The sequence below is a fragment of the Rhizobium sp. NPDC090275 genome, assembly GCF_044772225.1.
Classification (GTDB): domain Bacteria; phylum Pseudomonadota; class Alphaproteobacteria; order Rhizobiales; family Rhizobiaceae; genus Rhizobium.
Genome location: NZ_JBIVYL010000005.1, coordinates 364,165 through 381,069, shown reverse-complemented (window position 1 = coordinate 381,069; position 16,905 = coordinate 364,165). Strand labels below are relative to the sequence as shown.

Annotated in this window: 14 protein-coding genes; 11 read left to right on the top strand and 3 right to left on the bottom strand. The window is 64.0% G+C overall.

Annotated features, from left to right (window positions below):
- Window positions 1-12 precede the first annotated feature (12 nt).
- Window positions 13-1,737 (bottom strand): GNVR domain-containing protein, encoded by a 1,725-nt coding sequence (locus ACIQUB_RS15720; protein ID WP_113237459.1) that lies wholly within the window; start codon window positions 1,735-1,737, stop codon window positions 13-15.
- Between the two features lie 132 nt (window positions 1,738-1,869).
- Here ACIQUB_RS15720 and ACIQUB_RS15715 point away from each other — a divergent pair, with 132 nt between their 5' ends.
- From ACIQUB_RS15715 to ACIQUB_RS15700, 4 genes are all read left to right on the top strand, one after another.
- Window positions 1,870-2,931 (top strand): glycoside hydrolase family 5 protein, encoded by a 1,062-nt coding sequence (locus ACIQUB_RS15715; RefSeq protein ID WP_113237460.1) that lies wholly within the window; start codon window positions 1,870-1,872, stop codon window positions 2,929-2,931.
- Between the two features lie 4 nt (window positions 2,932-2,935).
- Window positions 2,936-4,204, top strand: a complete 1,269-nt coding sequence (locus ACIQUB_RS15710) for a hypothetical protein (RefSeq protein ID WP_113237461.1) — start codon at window positions 2,936-2,938, stop codon at window positions 4,202-4,204.
- 177 nt (window positions 4,205-4,381) lie between these two features.
- Window positions 4,382-5,266, top strand: a complete 885-nt coding sequence (gene purU / locus ACIQUB_RS15705) for a formyltetrahydrofolate deformylase (RefSeq protein WP_113237462.1) — start codon at window positions 4,382-4,384, stop codon at window positions 5,264-5,266.
- 118 nt (window positions 5,267-5,384) lie between these two features.
- Window positions 5,385-8,312 carry an aminotransferase gene (locus ACIQUB_RS15700; RefSeq protein ID WP_402930519.1) on the top strand — a complete coding sequence of 976 codons (2,928 nt, stop codon included), beginning with the start codon at window positions 5,385-5,387 and terminating at the stop codon, window positions 8,310-8,312.
- A gap of 6 nt (window positions 8,313-8,318) precedes the next feature.
- Here the strand turns inward: ACIQUB_RS15700 and ACIQUB_RS15695 are convergent, their stop codons facing one another.
- Both ACIQUB_RS15695 and ACIQUB_RS15690 read right to left on the bottom strand, forming a co-directional pair.
- On the bottom strand, window positions 8,319-8,822 hold the full coding sequence (locus ACIQUB_RS15695) for an SRPBCC family protein (RefSeq protein ID WP_113237464.1): 504 nt from the start codon (window positions 8,820-8,822) through the stop codon (window positions 8,319-8,321).
- A 5-nt stretch (window positions 8,823-8,827) separates the two neighbouring features.
- On the bottom strand, window positions 8,828-9,172 hold the full coding sequence (locus ACIQUB_RS15690; protein ID WP_018899165.1) for a helix-turn-helix transcriptional regulator: 345 nt from the start codon (window positions 9,170-9,172) through the stop codon (window positions 8,828-8,830).
- Window positions 9,173-9,289: 117 nt separating this feature from the next.
- Between ACIQUB_RS15690 and ACIQUB_RS15685 the strand changes: the two genes are divergently transcribed.
- The 7 genes from ACIQUB_RS15685 to ACIQUB_RS15655 all read left to right on the top strand — a co-directional run bounded on the left by ACIQUB_RS15685 (window position 9,290) and on the right by ACIQUB_RS15655 (window position 16,901).
- Entirely contained in the window at window positions 9,290-9,931 is a 642-nt protein-coding gene (locus tag ACIQUB_RS15685; RefSeq protein ID WP_113237465.1) for a dihydrofolate reductase family protein, read from the top strand.
- A gap of 522 nt (window positions 9,932-10,453) precedes the next feature.
- Window positions 10,454-10,648 carry a hypothetical protein gene (locus ACIQUB_RS15680; RefSeq protein WP_018899167.1) on the top strand — a complete coding sequence of 65 codons (195 nt, stop codon included), beginning with the start codon at window positions 10,454-10,456 and terminating at the stop codon, window positions 10,646-10,648.
- Between the two features lie 170 nt (window positions 10,649-10,818).
- Entirely contained in the window at window positions 10,819-11,814 is a 996-nt protein-coding gene (locus ACIQUB_RS15675; RefSeq protein WP_113237466.1) for a P1 family peptidase, read from the top strand.
- A 42-nt stretch (window positions 11,815-11,856) separates the two neighbouring features.
- Window positions 11,857-12,774, top strand: a complete 918-nt coding sequence (locus tag ACIQUB_RS15670) for a LysR family transcriptional regulator (protein WP_113237467.1) — start codon at window positions 11,857-11,859, stop codon at window positions 12,772-12,774.
- 173 nt (window positions 12,775-12,947) lie between these two features.
- Window positions 12,948-14,477 (top strand): ABC transporter substrate-binding protein, encoded by a 1,530-nt coding sequence (locus ACIQUB_RS15665; RefSeq protein WP_402930518.1) that lies wholly within the window; start codon window positions 12,948-12,950, stop codon window positions 14,475-14,477.
- Between the two features lie 611 nt (window positions 14,478-15,088).
- Window positions 15,089-16,036 carry an ABC transporter permease gene (locus tag ACIQUB_RS15660; RefSeq protein ID WP_113239480.1) on the top strand — a complete coding sequence of 316 codons (948 nt, stop codon included), beginning with the start codon at window positions 15,089-15,091 and terminating at the stop codon, window positions 16,034-16,036.
- A 1-nt stretch (window position 16,037) separates the two neighbouring features.
- Entirely contained in the window at window positions 16,038-16,901 is an 864-nt protein-coding gene (locus ACIQUB_RS15655) for an ABC transporter permease (protein ID WP_113239479.1), read from the top strand.
- Window positions 16,902-16,905 lie beyond the last annotated feature (4 nt).

Genomic DNA, 16,905 nt, shown 5'->3' with positions numbered 1-16,905 from the left:
CCTCATGCGAGCCTAGGCCGGCTTGCGGAAATAGCCGCGAAACGTCGGGTGGGCGAAGAGGCTGGCGAGGATGGCAAAGCCCGCGCCGAGGAGGAAGCCGGCGAAGAACCCGCCGATGACGCCGGCAATCAGGAGCGCCGTCTTCCCCGGTCCGTTGGCTTTCAGCGGCGGCTCGGCCTGCGAGATCACCCGCACATTGCTGCGCGACAGGCTCTGCTCTTCGCTGGTCTGGCCCGAGCGCTTCAGTACGGTCTCGTAGATATCGCGCGCGGCGGTCGCCTTGCGCTGCAATTCGTTGAGCTCGACCTGCTTGTCGGAGGTGTTCACCTGCAGGGCCTTTTGAACCGACAGCTCCTTGGAGACCGCGTCCTCGGCCTTCTTCGCCTGCTGGTATTCGCCCTGCGCCGTGCTCGCCAGTCGCTGCAGCTCGCCGCGGATCTGGTCGGAAATGCTGTTCAGCGACGAGCGCGCCGCCTGCAGGCGCGGGTGGCGCGTGCCCATCTGGCTCTCAAGGCTGCTCACCATGGCGGCCTGCGTCGAATATTGCTGGCGCAGAGTCGCAAGCGCCGTCGAAACGCCGCCGCCCTGCGATGTGCCGCCGACCACGTCCTCGAAGCGCAAGTTGGCCGCCGCGTCCGCGCGCGCCTTGGCCTGGATCGTCTTGTCCTGCGCGGTCACCAGCAGCGTATTGAGCGAGGCCAGGCGCTGGTCGGAGATCAGCCCGTTCTGCGTCGAGGCCATGTCGTTGTCGGCACGGTAAGTCTCCACCGCCTGCTCGGCCTCCTGCACCTTCTGGCGAAGGTCGGTCAGGCGGTTGTCGAGCGTGGTCGAGGTATCCTGGTAGAGGCCCGAGCTTGCGCCGTCTTCTTCCTGCAGGAAGGAGGCCACGACCTGGTTTGCCAGCCGCGCCGATTTCTCGGCGTTTTTCGTGGTGACGTCCATGGAGACCACATAGGTGGAGCTCTGGCGGGTGATGACCAGCGCCTTCTGCAGCGCGCTGATGACGGCGGCGCTATCGGCCCGGCCGGCGTTGAATTCCGGATCCTGGTCTAGCTTCATCGCATCGGCGACGCGGCGCATCACGTTACCGGAACTCAGGATCTGCACCTGGCTGTCGATCATCGCCGAGATCATCTCGGGCGAGGGGCCGGAGGCCTGCGTGCTGGGATCGTTGAGGCCGATTTGGCGCGGATCGAAGTAGAGCGTCGTGTTGGCCGTGAATTTCTGCGTCGACATCGGCAGCACGACGGCGCCGGCAACCGCGCCAAGCACGGAGAGGCCAAGAATGAGAAGGCGCTTGTTCCAGATCGCCTGTATCGCCGAGCGGGTGTCGAGCAACGGTCCGCTTTGTTCCGGCACTTGGACGACGGCGGGCGCGATCACGGGTGCAGCGACAGGCCCCGTCACCGGCGTCGCAAGGGGCGCTGGTGCCGCCTCGCGCGCGACGGTGTTGGCGGATCGAGGCGCAGCGTCGGCGCTCGGCTGGATCGTGTTGTCGCGCTCAGGCGTCCGCGCGGGCTCGGCAGCCGGCGGTACCGGTCTCGATCGGCTTTGCGATACTGGCTCTTGCGGGGCGGTGTCGGTGATCAGCGAGGAAGGCGCGGGCTTGGCGGGCACGAAGTCGGACGGGCGCAGCACCGGTCCGGGCGTGCCGGTCCGGTTGGGCTCGGTATTCGGCGGCTCATAGCTGCGCCATTGTGGCAGCCGGCCAACCTTGTTCCTGTCAGACTGGTTCATGCGCGCGCTCGTTGCTCGCCTCTAAAATACGGGCGACGTGGGCTCGACTTTAGAAATCCTTAGCTAACGGACCGTTAAGATGCCGGGAGAGCATTAAGACGAATGATCGGCTGAAGCCTGGAAGCGGTATCAATGAGCAACAAATCCTCCCCCCGGCGGCGCCTTGCGGCGGCCGTCCTGGCAACGATCTTGCTCCAGGCCGGTGGCGCCAGCGCGCAGGGCACATGCCTGCAGGGCATCAACCTCTCGGGCGCTGAATTCGGCGAGCGCGGCGGCGAGGTTTTCAAGGCCTATGCCTATCCATCCGAGGAAACCATCGCCTATTTCGCCAGGAAAGGCTTCAACACGGTGCGCCTTCCCTTCCTCTGGGAGCGCCTGCAGCCTCAGCTTGGAAAGCCGCTCGACGAGGCCGAGCTGCAGCGGCTGAAGGAAGCGGTCGAGCTTCTGCGCAAGCAGCACCTGACCGTCATTCTCGATCCGCACAATTATGCCCATTACGACAAGGTGATGATCGGCACCCCGCCGGTCACCGATACCGCCTTCGCGGAATTCTGGGCGCGGCTGGCGATCGAATTCTCCAATCAGGAAGATGTGATCTTCGGCCTGATGAACGAGCCTTACGACATCGGCGCCGATGCCTGGCTGAAGGCCGCCAATGCCGCGATCCGCACGATCCGCGCGACGGGGGCGAACAATCTGATCCTCGTTCCCGGAACCCGCTTCACCGGCGCCCATTCCTGGCAGGCGGATGCGCCGGGTGGCGCCAACGGCACGGTCATGCTTGGCGTTCGCGACCCGCGCAAGAATTACGCTTACGAGGTGCATCAGTATTTCGATGAGGATTCATCGGGCATGCACGCCGAATGCAGCGGCAACGACAGCGCGCTCAACGCAGTCACCGCGATGACCGACTGGGCGAAGAAGAACAACACGCGCGTCTTCCTCGGCGAGTTCGGCGTGTCGCAGGACAAGGCCTGCGTGGCAGGCCTCGGCCGCGTGCTCAATCACATGCAGGCAAACCCCGATGTCTGGCTCGGCTGGACCTATTGGGTGGCTGGCGACTGGTGGCCGGAGACCGAGACGCTGAACGTCCAGCCGCGCAACGGCAAGGATCGCCAGCAGATGACGGCGCTGGAAAACGCCATCAAGGCGCCGCCCGCCGACAAGGCCAAGTGCAAGACGCTGGTGGATTGAGGCTATGGTAGGCAAGGACACGACCGTTAAGGAGCCGATCGATTACAGCATCCTGGCTGTCAGCGTGCTCGGCGTCACCTACAACGCCATCCTCGCCTTCATCAATCACAACATCATGCCGCTGACGCCGACCGCCGTGGTGATGAGCGAGATCCTGATCCTCGCCTACAGCTTCGGTTACATCTTGAAGAAGGGAATATTCGAGGAGGATATCATTCCTCTCGGCTATCTCCTCGCCACCATCGTGCTGACTGTCTATGTGATGGTCATCAACAAGGCCGGCTATATCGATCATCTGCGCAACGTCCTGATCATCTTCGCCTTCACCGTGCTCGGCCGCTGGAGCAACGAGCGAACGTTGCGGCTCGCCTTCAAGATCTGCTGCGTTACGGTTCTGGCCGTGCTGGTTTGCGAGATCATCTCGACGCCTGCCTATGTGGCACTGGTCCATCCGGCCGAGTACTTCCAGAACACCCGCGGCGTGCCCCCCGCCACCTATAGCGACGCCGGCCTGTTTCGCGGCGCGCTCGGCTTCGAAGGGCGGTTTTCGTTCGGCCTGATCGACCACCGCTCCTCCTCGATCTTTCTCGAACAGGTGTCGCTCGCCAATTTCTGCGGCGTCATGGTCATCTATCTCGTGAGCTTCGCCAATCGCATCACGCTGTTCGATCGCCTGATTTTCATCACCACGATCGTGCTCATCCTGGTGACCAACGATACCCGCACCATGCTGATCTTCGCCATCGTCAGCGCCGCCGGCTATGTCATCTATCCCTTCATCCCGAAGATCTTCAATTTCCTGATGATGCCCGGGATCGTCATGGTCGGCTTCATCATCCACGCCTTCAAGCCGAACGCCCATGACGACGACTTCGTCGGCCGCATCAGCGGCACGATCAGAAACATCATCGCCATGGATCTGCCGGCGACGATGGGGCTTGAGCTCGACAAGGCCACCACCTTCGTCGACAGCGGCTACGTCTACATCACCTACGGCGCCACCGTCTTCGGCCTCATCCTCTTCTGGCTCTTCGTCTCCTTCTATCCGGCCGGCCAGACGCCGAACCAGAAGCGGCTTTGCCATTCCCTGTCGCTCTTCATGTTTCTGAACCTGATGATCGGCTCGACCGCGATCTTTTCCATGAAGACCGCCGGCCTCGGCTGGCTTCTCGTCGGCTTCCTCAAATTCAACGAGGGCACCAAGGCCACGGCGGGGATTCGCGGTTCCACGACGCAAAGTGAACGGACTCCGATAGGAAACGCCGTAAGCTGACGGTCGATGGGATGTTCCGGTCATTGAGGCCGCTCTTCTCGATAAACTTGGTGCAGCGGCGTGAGCGTCGTGCTTGATCGGCCATGTCGCTTTGATCTAAGCAGGCTCAACGGTCGATGCCGCCTAAACAAGGCCGACGCTTGAACAAGGCCAATGGCTAAACAAGGAATATGACGCATGACGCAATATGTATTGACGGTAGCCTGCAAATCGACACGCGGCATCGTGGCGGCGATTTCGACCTATCTGGCCGACAAGGGCTGCAACATCATCGACAGCTCGCAGTTCGATGACCTGTCGACAGGCATGTTCTTCACCCGCGTCAGCTTCATCTCGGAAGAGGGCGCGACGCTTGCGGCCATTCGCGAAGGCTTCCAGCCGATCGCCGAGAAGTTCGAGATGACCTCGGAAATCCACGACGGCGACCAGCGCATGAAGGTGCTGCTGATGGTCTCGCGTTTCGGTCACTGCCTGAACGACCTGCTCTACCGCTGGAAGATCGGCGCGCTGCCGATCGATATCGTCGGCGTGGTGTCCAACCACTTCGATTATCAGAAGGTCGTGGTCAATCACGACATCCCTTTCCACCACATCAAGGTGACGAAGGAAAACAAGCCCGAGGCCGAAGCGCAGATCATGCAGATCGTCGAATCGACCGGCACCGAACTCGTCGTGCTCGCCCGCTACATGCAGGTGCTCTCGGATGCCATGTGCAAGAAGATGTCCGGCCGCATCATCAACATCCACCACTCCTTCCTGCCGTCTTTCAAGGGCGCAAACCCCTACAAGCAGGCCTATGAGCGCGGCGTGAAGCTGATCGGCGCCACCGCGCATTACGTCACCGCCGACCTCGATGAAGGCCCGATCATCGAGCAGGACACCGCGCGCATCACCCATGCGCAGTCGGCTGACGATTACGTCTCGATCGGTCGCGATGTCGAGAGCCAGGTGCTCGCCCGCGCCATCCACGCCCATATCCACCACCGCGTGTTCCTGAACGGCAACCGCACCGTGGTCTTCCCGGCAAGCCCGGGCAGCTATGCCTCCGAGCGCATGGGCTGACACAGCTATCGGGCGTCCTCTAATTACTTGAGATGACGCCTGATCCCTTGCTTGCCGATAGCAAGCTGTCGATTATCTGCTTATTGTGCAGGATCGAATCGTGCGGTGGGGGAATGCCATGACCGATGAAACGCTCGCTCAGCGTCTCGAGCTTCCGCGTCCGGATGTGACGGCAGAGGAAGCCGGAGACATCCTGCAGTCGCGTTACGGTCTGTCTGGCCAGCTCAGCGAACTCGGAAGCCAGCAGGACCGCAACTACCGTGTCGATACCGGCGATCAGACCTACGTCCTGAAGATCTGCCACATGATCTACGAGACGATCGAGCTCGAGGCGCAGAATGCCGCGATCCGACACCTCGCCGGCATCGAGGGCGCGCCGCGCGTGCCGCGCGTGGTCGCCTCCACCGATGGCCAGGACATCGTCGCCGTCGTCGTCCGCGACCAGACCTATCAGGTGCGCCTGCTGGAATATCTCGAAGGCGAGGGCCTCACCAAGCCTTCATATCTCCCCAAACAATCCGTGGCGGCGCTGGGTGCGCTCTGCGCCAATCTTGCCCGGTCGCTGGCCGATTTCGACCACCCCGGCCTCGACCGCAACCTGCAATGGGACCTGCGCCGCGCCGGCCCGGTCGCCGTTCAGCTCTTGTCGGCGATCACAGATGGTGCCGCGCGCGACCGTATCGCCAAGAACATGGTCGCCGCCGTTCGCCGGGTGCAGCCCTTCGCGCCGGCGCTGCGCCTGCAGGCCGTCCACCATGACGTCACCGGCGACAATGTCGTCAGCCGCCGCGACGAAAAAGGTCGCCTCATCCCGGATGGCGTCATCGATTTCGGGGATATCATCCGTGGCTGGCTGGTCGGCGATCTCGCCGTCACCTGCGCCTCGCTGCTGCATCAGGCCGATGGCGACCCCTTCTTCGTGCTGCCCGCCGTCAAGGCTTACCACGAAGTCTATCCGCTGAAGGAAGAGGAGCTCAGGGCACTCTGGCCATTGGTCGTCGCCCGCGCCGTCATCCTGGTGGCGAGCAGCGAGCAGCAGATCTCCATCGACCCCGACAACGAATATGTCCGCGCCAACCTCGTGCTCGAGCAGCGCATATTCGATACCGCCATCGCCGTCCCCTTCGATCTCATGGAGACGGCGATCCTGAAAACGGCGGGCATTGAGCTTCCCGCTGTTGCGACCGAGCACTGGCATCCGCTGCTGCCCGATCTCGATCTCCAGAACATGCTCTATGTCGATCTCGGCGTCGAAAGCCAGCATTTCGCCGCCGGCAATTGGGGCCAGGGCGATATGGACTGGCGCCTGCTCGCCCGCGCCGCCTCCGAGGCCGATGCCGCCGCCACCCGCTACGGCGAATACAGGCTGTCGCGTGCCCGCCTGCTGAGCGCCAGGCCGTCCGCCACCTACGCCCTGCACGCCGATATCTGCCTGGCCGCCGGCAACACGATCGCGTCCCCGTTCTCGGGGCGCATCAGCTGGCAGAACCACCATCTCGTGCTTGAGGGTGCCGATATCAGCCTTCATCTCGACGGTCTCGACCCCTCGGTCGAGGATGGCGCCGAGCTCGAAGCTGGCCAGGCAATCGGCGTGGTCTCCGGCGAGCAGGGTTCGCTCGGCGGCTTGCGCGTGCAGCTCTCGACGCTGAAGGGCGCCGAGCCGCCGCTCTTCTGCACGCCCGCTGAAGTCTTCGCCTGGTCGGCGCTCTGCCCGTCGCCGGCAGCCTTGTTGGGCAAGGGCGTCGAGGCGCCGAAGCCTGCCGACGCGCAAATCCTTGCCGTCCGCACGGCCCATTTCGCCGCCGCCCAGAAGCATTATTACGAGACCCCGCCGCGCATCGAGCGTGGCTGGAAGGAGCACATGTTCGATGTCGAGGGCCGCGCCTGTCTCGACATGGTCAACAACGTCACCATTCTCGGCCACGGCCATCCGCGCCTGGCGGACGCCGTCGGCGAGCAATGGCTGCGGCTGAACACCAATTCACGCTTTCACTATGCCGCCGTCGCCGATCTCTCCGAACGGCTGGCGGCCCTCGCGCCCGAAGGGCTCGACACCGTCTTCCTGGTCAATTCGGGGTCGGAGGCCAACGATCTGGCGCTGCGGCTCGCCTGGGCCCATACCGGCGCGCGCAACATGCTGAGCCTCTTGGAGGCCTATCACGGCTGGTCGGTGGCAAGCGATGCCGTCTCCACCTCGATCGCCGACAATCCGCAGGCGCTGACGACGCGGCCCGATTGGGTCCATCCCGTCGCCGCGCCCAACACCTATCGTGGCGAGTTCCGAGGTCCCGATTCGACCGGCGACTATCTGCAGAGCGTCCTTGCCGCGCTGGAACTGATCGACGCCAGCGGCGAGCGGCTGGCGGGCTTCATCGCCGAACCGGTCTATGGCAATGCCGGCGGCATCGCGCTGCCGCATGGCTATCTCGCCGCCGTCTACGGCCAGGTGCGCGCCCGTGGCGGCGTCTGCATCGCCGATGAGGTGCAGGTCGGCTATGGCCGGCTCGGCCATCATTTCTGGGGCTTCGAAGAGCAGAAGGTGGTGCCCGATATCATCACGGTCGCCAAGGGCATGGGCAACGGCCACCCGCTCGGCGCCGTCATCACCACGCGGGCCATTGCCGATTCGCTGGAAAAGGAGGGCTATTTCTTCTCCTCCGCCGGCGGCAGCCCGGTCAGCTCCGTGGTTGGCATTACCGTGCTCGACATCATGGCCGACGAGGCGCTGCAGCAGAACGCCCGCGAAATCGGCGATCGGCTGAAGGGCAGGCTTGTGGCGCTGATGGATCACCATCCGCTCATCGGCGCGGTGCATGGCATGGGGCTCTATCTCGGCGTCGAGTTCGTCCGCGACCGCGAAACGCTGGAGCCGGCGACCGAGGAGACGGCGGCGATCTGCGCGCGCCTGCTCGAACTCGGCGTCATCATGCAGCCGACCGGCGATCACCTCAACGTGTTGAAGATCAAGCCGCCGCTCTGCCTTGCCGCCGAAAGCGCCGATTTCTTCTCCGACATGCTGGAAAAGGTACTGTCCGAGGGCTGGTAAGCGGCCTTACTCGGCCGCCTCACCGCCTGCCTGGCCATCCAGCCAGGCCACCAGACCATCCAGCGTCTGCAGCCCGTATTCGACGGCGCCAAAGCCGATGACGAACTGGCGCCGCGCGCGGGTGGGATGCAGCTGGCGCATGGTGAGCACCGTCTTGCCGTCGGTCTGCTCGTCGAAGGTCACGGTGACCCTGAACCGATCCGGGTCTTCAGGCTCGGGCGTGCCGTAGTCCATGACGATCCGCTCGTTGGGCACGATTTCGAGAAAGCGCATGAGATTGGGGAAGCGCTGCTCCCGGCCTTCGAACATGCCCACCATGTCGAACCGCCACACGCCGCCTTCGCGGATATCGGCCTCGATGCTCTCGATCGCAAGTCCGGCGGGACCATACCATTGCGCCAAAGCATTGGGGTCCATCCAGGCCGCGAAGACCCTGTGGCGGGGATGATTGATGACCTTCACCAGCACGATTTCCCGGTCCATCGACCAGCTGCCAAACGGATCTGCCATATGATTCAATCTCCTCCCACTTCATCTTGCGTATTGTCGAGATAAGTCTCCAAACGATCCAGCCGCTGGCTCCAGCGCAGCCGCTCGGATGCCATCCAATCGGCCGCCTCGTCGAACCGGGCCTGCACAAGGCGGCACCAGCGGCTGCGACCGCGCTTCTCGCTGGCGATCAGCCCGCAATCTTCAAGCACCTTCAGATGCTGGACGAAGGAGGGCAGGGCCATGTCGAAGGGCTCCGCCAGGATGCTGACCGATACCTCGCCCTCGGCCAGCCGCGAGACGACCGCGCGGCGCGTGGGGTCGCTCAGAGCGTGAAAGGCGAGATCGAGCGGGGTCGAGTGATAGGGCATGTCGTTTTTTACGGCAGGCCGGATTGCGGGTCAATATTAGAAAGGTACTTGCCTTAGTAATTTGATCTGATACAAAGGTAGTGACCTTAGTATCTGACCTGTGAGGAGGATAGCACGATGGCAGTCCGTATCGATCTCATGATCTCGCTGGATGGTTTCGCCACGACGACCGACCAGACATCAGAAGTCCCGTTCGGCGAGGACTGGCCACGGCTCGTCGGCGCTTACATGGCCACGCGGACTTTCCAGGAGCGCGTCTTCAAGGACACAAGCGGCAGCGGCACCACCGGCCTCGACGATGACTACGCGCGGGCCTATTTCGAAAATATCGGCGCCGAGATCATGGGCGCCGGCATGTTTGGCCTGCACAATTTTCCCGATGATCCGGACTGGCGCGGATGGTGGGGCGACGAGCCGCCCTTCGGTTGTCCGGTCTTTGTCCTCACGCACAGGGAGCGCCCGTCGATCGAGATGGCCGGCGGCACGACGTTCCACTTCCTCAATACCAACCCCGTCGATGCGCTGGCGCAGGCGACGAAGGCTGCCAACGGCAAGGATGTGCGCGTCGGCGGCGGGCCGACGGTCGCGCGCGATTTTCTGAAAGCTGGTCTCGTCGATCAGCTTCATGTCGCGATCACGCCGATCCTTTTGGGTCGCGGCATTTGCCTGTGGGATGATTTGCGTGGTCTGGAAGCGGGCTACACGGTCAAATCCGAAACCGCGCTCAGTGGCACGATCCACCTGACTTTCAAGCGTTAATCGCCGCCTGCGGGCATTAACCATTTCGGTCATTTCGAGGCTTACAGACTTTTAATCAAAAGCCCCATTGCCGGAATCAGACGCACTCCCTATCTCTGGCTGCGAGCGACGGAGAGTTCCGTATCGTCATACCAAGTGCACAAAGACCTGCTAATGGTCTTCTCGTGAATTCGGATTTGGCGGAATGATATTTTCCTAATCGCCGACATTTTGACACGTTTCGGAATATGTTTCCGACAGTTCGTTATGTATTCTCTACAAATAAGGTAGATTATACGGAACACCAACCGCCGGTCCCGGCATGCCCGGGGCCCGAAGCAAGCACGACGCAGAAGAAAGGAATGAGACATGAACGACTTTGAAATTCTTGCCACGCTCCTGATGCGCTCGGTGCTTGGCAATGACCGTCCGGGCGCTCTCTCCCGCCCGAACTGTCGAATGTGACCTTCGTCCCCCCTTAAACGGTAAAAGACAAGTCAATTCGCCATCGCCGACGCACTCCGCGCGGCAGGAGTTCTATGCATGAAAAAAGAAGTTATCGAATACGCAGGCGTGCCCGTTGGCATCGTCATTCCGGATGAAAACCGGCTGAAATTCATCGCCGTGAAGTATCACGTCCACGATCTCGACGAGCAGCACTTCAGCTCGCCGGCCGAGGTCAAGCACGCGATCCACGATCTGATGACCCGCCGTCATCCCAAACCCATCCATGCCTGAAGGCATGGTTCGATGCCGGCTTGAAACGGCCGGGCGAAAACAATTCGAGGATATCTGACCGGTCCCGCCTGAAGCGGGGCCGGTCTTGTTTTTTGCCCTCCCATATCGTCCTATCGCCTCCTGCTGATCGCCCACCGGCGAGAAGCCCACTGACGAAGAGGACGCAGCACTTGCTCAATCTGCTCACCGATATCGAAGGCCTCTCCGTCGGCCACGCCACGGATCTGGCGCTCGGCTCCGGCGTCACTGCCATCGTTTTCGATCGGCCGGCGGTGGCCTCCGGCGTCGTGCTCGGCGGTGCGCCCGGCGGCCGCGATACCGCGCTGCTCGACCCGTCGATGACCGTGACCGAGGTCGATGCCTTCGTGCTGTCAGGCGGCTCCGCCTTCGGGCTCGATGCCGCCGGTGGCGTCCAGGCCGGCCTGCGCGCCATGGGTCGCGGCTTTCCGGTTGGAAACCAGCGCGTGCCCATCGTTCCGCAGGCGATCCTGATGGACCTCCTGAACGGCGGCGACAAGGATTGGGGCCTGCAATCACCCTATCGCGATCTCGGCTACGAAGCCTTCCGCGCCGCCGCGAAGGGTTCTTTCGCGCTCGGAACGGTCGGCGCCGGCACCGGCGCCACCACCGCCACCTTCAAGGGCGGCGTCGGCTCCGCCAGCGCCCGCTCGTCGGCTGGCCACACGATCGCCGCCATCGTCGCCGTCAATGCGCTCGGTTCCGCCACGGTGGGCGAGGGGCCGCATTTCTGGTCGGCGCCTTTCGAGGACGACAATGAATTCGGCGGCCTCGGCCTGCCGCAAGCGATCGACGCGCGCGATACCGCCATGCGCCTCAAGGGCATGAACACCACCGCCACCACCATCGGCGCCATCGTCACCGACGCCGTGCTGACGAAGGCGCAAGCCCATCGCCTCGCTGTCATGGGCCATGACGGCTTCGCCCGGGCGCTATTGCCGGCACATCTGCCGCTTGATGGCGACACCATCTTCTCCGCCGCCACCGGCGCCAAGCCACTCGGCGGCCTGCCCGAATTCCTGGAACTCTGCCACCTCGCCACGCTTGTGATGGCCCGCGCCATCGCCCGCGGCGTCCACGAGGCGACGGCGCTTCCGGTCGACGGCGCGCAGGCGGCGTGGCGAGACCGCTATCCCGATCGCCTGTGATGGATTAGAGGATGGCATTGGTCCGAATGCGGAGACGGTGAGATGCAGATACGCGCCCTGATGTATTTCGACGAGCTGGTGCGCACCAGCTCGATGCGCCAGGCCGCCGAAAACCTGAACGTCGCACCGACGGCCATCAGCCGCCAGATCGAAAACCTTGAATATCATTTCGGCGCGCCGTTGGTCGAGCGCAGCGCCCGCGGCGTCAAGCTGACCGCCGCCGGCGAGCTGCTCGCCGCCCGCGCCGGTCGCACACTGCGCGAGCTCGATCATGTCGGTCAGCTGATCGAGGACCTGAAGGGCCTGCAGGCCGGCCGCGTCGCCATCCACGCCAATGGCGCCACCGTCGCCAATCTCCTGGCGCCGGCGCTGGCCGAATTCAGCCTCAAATATCCCAAGCTGCATTTCGAGGTCACCATCTCCAGCGCCCGCCAGGCCGTCGAAGCCGTCAATGGCGGCGAGGCGGATATCGCCGTCACCCTGTTTGCGCCGGCCGTATCCGGCACCAAGGTCCGCCTGCGCTCCGAGATCGCCTACGATCTCATCGTCGCGACAGACCATCCGGCAGCCGAGCGGCTGGAGGTCAGCCTCAAGGATATAGCCGACTATCCATTGGCGCTGCCCGACCAGTCCTTCGGCTTCCGCCAGGCCTTCGACGCGCTGTTCGAGAAGGCGGGGCTGAGCTTCGATGCCGTCTTCGTCACCAGTTCGCTGGAGATGTTGAAGGAACTGGTGCTGAGCGGCGCCGCCGCCACGCTGCTACCGGCGCTGACGGTGCGCCGCGAGATCGAGGCCGGCCAGCTGCGTGCCGTGCCGCTGGCGCCGAGAAGCGCCATCCGCACCCATGTCGATCTCTGCGTCGCGCCCGATCGCCAGCTTTCGTTTGCCGCTTCCAAGCTCCTCGACTTCATCGAGCGCTTCATGCGCGAGCGCGCCGGCGGCCCTGTCGGCAAGGGCTGAGCGGTTGCCCGGCCGCCAACAAACGGTCTTGGGCTTGCATCGAGCGGGAAATTCCTGTGTAGCTCTTTCGGCTACACTGAGCACACAAAATCGTCATTGTGTGTGCACAGGCGCAATGACACTCTATCGGCAATCGGCCAGTTGCAGCAAGCGGCGGCCATGAAGGGGACATGATGATCAAGCTTTCGCTCGCGCCCTCCGCGCGCCTCGTTCGTCGTCTTTCGCTTGGGGCCGCCGTCTCGGCCGGCCTGGTGATGCTGAGCCTGACGCCGGCTGAAGCCGCCAAGACCACGCTCAGCCTCGGCATGACCATCGAACCGACAGGCCTCGACCCGACGATCGCCGCCCCCGTCGCCATCGGTCAGGTCACCTGGCAGAATGTTTTCGAGGGTCTGGTGACGATCGACGAGGCCGGCAAGGTTCAGCCGCAGCTGGCGAAAAGCTGGGAGATTTCGCCGGACGGACTGACCTATACGTTCAAGCTGCGCGAAGGCGTCACCTTCCATGACGGGCAGGCCTTCGATTCCGCTTCCGCCAAGTTCGCGCTCGATCGCGCCCGCGGCAAGGATTCCGTCAATCCGCAGAAGCGCTTCTTCGCCTCCATCGCCTCGATCGATACGCCCGATGCCGCGACACTGGTGCTGCATCTCTCCGAGCCTACCGGCAGCCTGCTCTACTGGCTCGGCTGGCCGGCCTCCGTCATGGTGGCGCCGAACTCGGCGGCCGACGACAAGACCAAGCCTGTCGGCACCGGCCCCTTCAAGTTCGTCAGCTGGGCCAAGGGCGACAAGGTCGAGCTGGAAAAGAATGCCGGCTATTGGAACAAGGACGTGTCGGTCGCGCTCGACAAGGTCACCTTCCGCTTCATCGCCGATCCGCAGGCGCAGGCAGCCGCGCTGAAATCCGGCGACGTCGACGCCATCCCCGAATTCGCAGCACCCGAGCTGATGTCCTCCTTCGACGGCGATGCCAGGCTAACGACCAAGATCGGCAACACCGAGCTCAAGGTCGTGGCCGGCATGAACAATGCCGAAAAGCCCTTCAACGACAAGCGCGTGCGCCAGGCGTTGATGATGGCGATCGACCGCAAGACGGTGATCGACGGCGCCTGGTCCGGCTTGGGCACCCCGATCGGCAGCCACTACACGCCGAATGACCCCGGCTATGTCGACCTGACGGCGAAGCTCCCCTACGATCCCGAAAAGGCCAAGGCTTTGCTCGCTGAAGCCGGCTATCCCGATGGTTTCACCTTCACCATCAAGTCGCCGCAGATGGCCTATGCGCCGCGCAGCGCCGAGGTCATGCAGGCCATGCTCGCCGAAATCGGCGTGACCATGACCATCGAGCCCACTGAATTTCCGGCCAAGTGGGTCCAGGACGTGATGAAAGACCGCGCCTACCAGATGACCATCGTCGCCCATGCCGAGCCGATGGACATCGACATCTATGCCCGCGATCCCTACTACTTCAACTACAAGAACCCTGATTTCAACGCGCTGATGAAGAAGGTCCAGGAAACCACCGATCCGGCCGCGCAGGCCAAGATCTACGGGCAGGCACAAACCATCCTCGCCGACGACGTCCCCGCGCTCTTCCTCTTTGTCATGCCCAAGCTCGGCGTCTGGGACAAGAAGCTGAAAGGCCTCTGGGAAAACGAGCCGATCCCGTCGAACGTGCTCACCAACGTCTCCTGGGACGAGTAGGTGGCAGGAGGGTTTGTGTTGGTGGGGGGAAGGGATACGCTGACGGTAAGCACCGAGCCTGCGGCCCCCTCATCCGCCTGCCGGCACCTTCTCCCCGTTGGGGAGAAGAGACTCGTAGCGAGCCGCTCGCTCCCTCTTCCCTTCGCCCCGCCGGGGAGAAGGTGGCCCGAAGGGTCGGATGAGGGGGCCACGGACGCTGAGCGTAAACATCATCGCCCCGCCCAGGTTACCCCCCTCTGCCCTGCCGGGCATCTCCCCCACAAGGGGGGAGATTGGCTAGACGCACCCGCTCGTTCCCACCTCAACGTTCAGCGATGCGATCGCAACGATTCGATCTCCCCCCTTGTGGGGGAGATGCCCGGCAGGGCAGAGGGGGGTATCGCGCCCGCCGAGCCTGCAGCCCCCTCATCCGGCTGCCGCCACCTTCTCCCCGCTGGGGAGAAGAGACTCGGTGGTGGCCACTCACTCCCTCTTCCCTTCTCCCCAACGGGGGGCCGACGGACGGGTCGAGACCAGCGGCTCGACCCCGGTCAGTGGCCCGAAGGGTCGGATGAGGGGGCTCCGCACGCCGGGAGCAAACGCACCGATCTCTCCACCCCAAGGCCCGCCGCATGATCGCCCTCGTGCTCCGTCGCGTCGCCGGTCTCGTGCTCACGCTGCTCGTGGTCTCGCTGCTGATCTTCGCCGTCATGGACATGCTGCCCGGCGACCCGGCCTCGATCATGCTCGGCACCTCGGCCTCGCCCGAAACGCTGGCCGCGCTGCGTCACGAACTCGGCCTCGACCGCTCGCTCCTGATCCGCTACGTCGAGTGGCTGGCAGGCGTCTTCACCGGCGATCTCGGGCGCTCCTACACCTACGGCGTCCCTGTCGCCGGCCTCATCCTCGAGCGCCTCGCCGTCACCCTGCCGCTCGCCCTCATCGCCATCCTGCTCTCCGTGGCGATCGCGATCCCCCTTGGCGTAACCGCAGCCTCCAGGCGCGGCGGCATTGTCGATGGGGTCGCGGCGGTCTTCTCGCAGGTCAGCATCGCCGTGCCGGCCTTCTGGGTGGCGCTGCTGTTGATCATCCTGTTTTCGACCACGCTCGGGCTGATGCCGGCGGGAGGGTTTCCGGGCTGGAGCGCGGGTGTCTGGCCGGCGCTGAAGGCCTTGCTGATGCCGGCGGTCGCGCTGGCATTGCCGCAGGCGGGGGTGCTCACGCGCGTCACCCGCTCGGCGGTGCTGGACACGCTGCACGAGGATTTCACCCGCACCGCCCGTGCCAAGGGCCTGTCGGCAGCCACCGTGCTCTGGCGCCATTCGGTGCCCAATGCGCTGGTGCCGATCCTAACCATCCTCGGCCTGCAAGCCACCTTCCTGGTGGCCGGCGCCGTGCTGGTCGAGAATGTCTTCAATCTCCCCGGCCTCGGCCGTCTCGCCTACCAGGCGCTGTCGCAGCGCGATATCGTCGTCATGCAGGATGTGGTGCTCTTCTTCGCCGGCCTCGTCATCCTCATGAATTTCCTGGTCGATCTCTCCTATCTCGCGATCGACCCGCGTTTGAGAAAGGGGATCTAAGATGGCGCCCCTGGTCTCCACCGCAACAAATATCGGCCGCCGCCGCATGCGCGGCGTCAAGCGCGTCAACCTCATCATTGGCGCCGCGATCGTCGCGTGCCTCGTGGCCGTCGCGCTCGTGTCGCTCGTCTGGACGCCGCTGCCGCCAGCCAAGATGCAGATCATCCACAAGCTGCAGCCACCGCTCGGCTTCGGCCTTCTCGGCACCGATCAGCTCGGCCGCGACGTGCTCTCCATGCTGATGGTCGGCACTTGGAATTCGCTCTCGATCGCGATCGTCGCCGTCGCCATCGGCGGCACGCTCGGCACAATCGCCGGCCTTGCCGCGGCCGCCTTTCGCGGCATCTTCGAAACGCTTCTGATGCGCGTCTGCGACGTCATCTTCGCGCTCCCGCCGATTCTCTCGGCGATGATGCTCGGCGCCTTCCTCGGCGGCGGCCGGCTGACGGCGATCGCTGCCATCGCCACCTTCCTCATTCCGGTCTTCGCCCGCGTTGCGCTGGCGAGCGCGCTGCAGGCCTGGAGCCGCGACTACGTGCTTGCCGCCCGCGCGCTTGGCAATACCCGGCTGGCGATCTCGCTGCGCCACGTGCTGCCCAATATCATGAGCCAGCTCATCGTCCAGGTGACCATCCAGCTTGGTCTCGCCGTGCTTACCGAAGCGGGCCTCAGCTTCCTCGGTCTCGGCCTTGCCCCGCCGGCGCCGAGCTGGGGGCGGATGCTGGCCGATGCGCAGACCTATCTTGCCCTTGCCCCCTGGCTCGCCATCCTCCCCGGCCTTGCCATCGCGCTCTCCGTCCTCGGCTTCAACATGCTGGGCGACGGCCTGCGCGATCTGCTCGATCCCCGTGAGGCCAGCCGCTGATTTT

Coding starts and splice junctions, on each gene's coding strand:
- ACIQUB_RS15720 (WP_113237459.1), bottom strand. CDS start 1,737: ATGAACCAGTCTGACAGGAACAAGGTTGGCCGGCTGCCACAATGGCGC.
- ACIQUB_RS15715 (WP_113237460.1), top strand. CDS start 1,870: ATGAGCAACAAATCCTCCCCCCGGCGGCGCCTTGCGGCGGCCGTCCTG.
- ACIQUB_RS15710 (WP_113237461.1), top strand. CDS start 2,936: ATGGTAGGCAAGGACACGACCGTTAAGGAGCCGATCGATTACAGCATC.
- purU (WP_113237462.1), top strand. CDS start 4,382: ATGACGCAATATGTATTGACGGTAGCCTGCAAATCGACACGCGGCATC.
- ACIQUB_RS15700 (WP_402930519.1), top strand. CDS start 5,385: ATGACCGATGAAACGCTCGCTCAGCGTCTCGAGCTTCCGCGTCCGGAT.
- ACIQUB_RS15695 (WP_113237464.1), bottom strand. CDS start 8,822: ATGGCAGATCCGTTTGGCAGCTGGTCGATGGACCGGGAAATCGTGCTG.
- ACIQUB_RS15690 (WP_018899165.1), bottom strand. CDS start 9,172: ATGCCCTATCACTCGACCCCGCTCGATCTCGCCTTTCACGCTCTGAGC.
- ACIQUB_RS15685 (WP_113237465.1), top strand. CDS start 9,290: ATGGCAGTCCGTATCGATCTCATGATCTCGCTGGATGGTTTCGCCACG.
- ACIQUB_RS15680 (WP_018899167.1), top strand. CDS start 10,454: ATGAAAAAAGAAGTTATCGAATACGCAGGCGTGCCCGTTGGCATCGTC.
- ACIQUB_RS15670 (WP_113237467.1), top strand. CDS start 11,857: ATGCAGATACGCGCCCTGATGTATTTCGACGAGCTGGTGCGCACCAGC.
- ACIQUB_RS15665 (WP_402930518.1), top strand. CDS start 12,948: ATGATCAAGCTTTCGCTCGCGCCCTCCGCGCGCCTCGTTCGTCGTCTT.
- ACIQUB_RS15660 (WP_113239480.1), top strand. CDS start 15,089: ATGATCGCCCTCGTGCTCCGTCGCGTCGCCGGTCTCGTGCTCACGCTG.
- ACIQUB_RS15655 (WP_113239479.1), top strand. CDS start 16,038: ATGGCGCCCCTGGTCTCCACCGCAACAAATATCGGCCGCCGCCGCATG.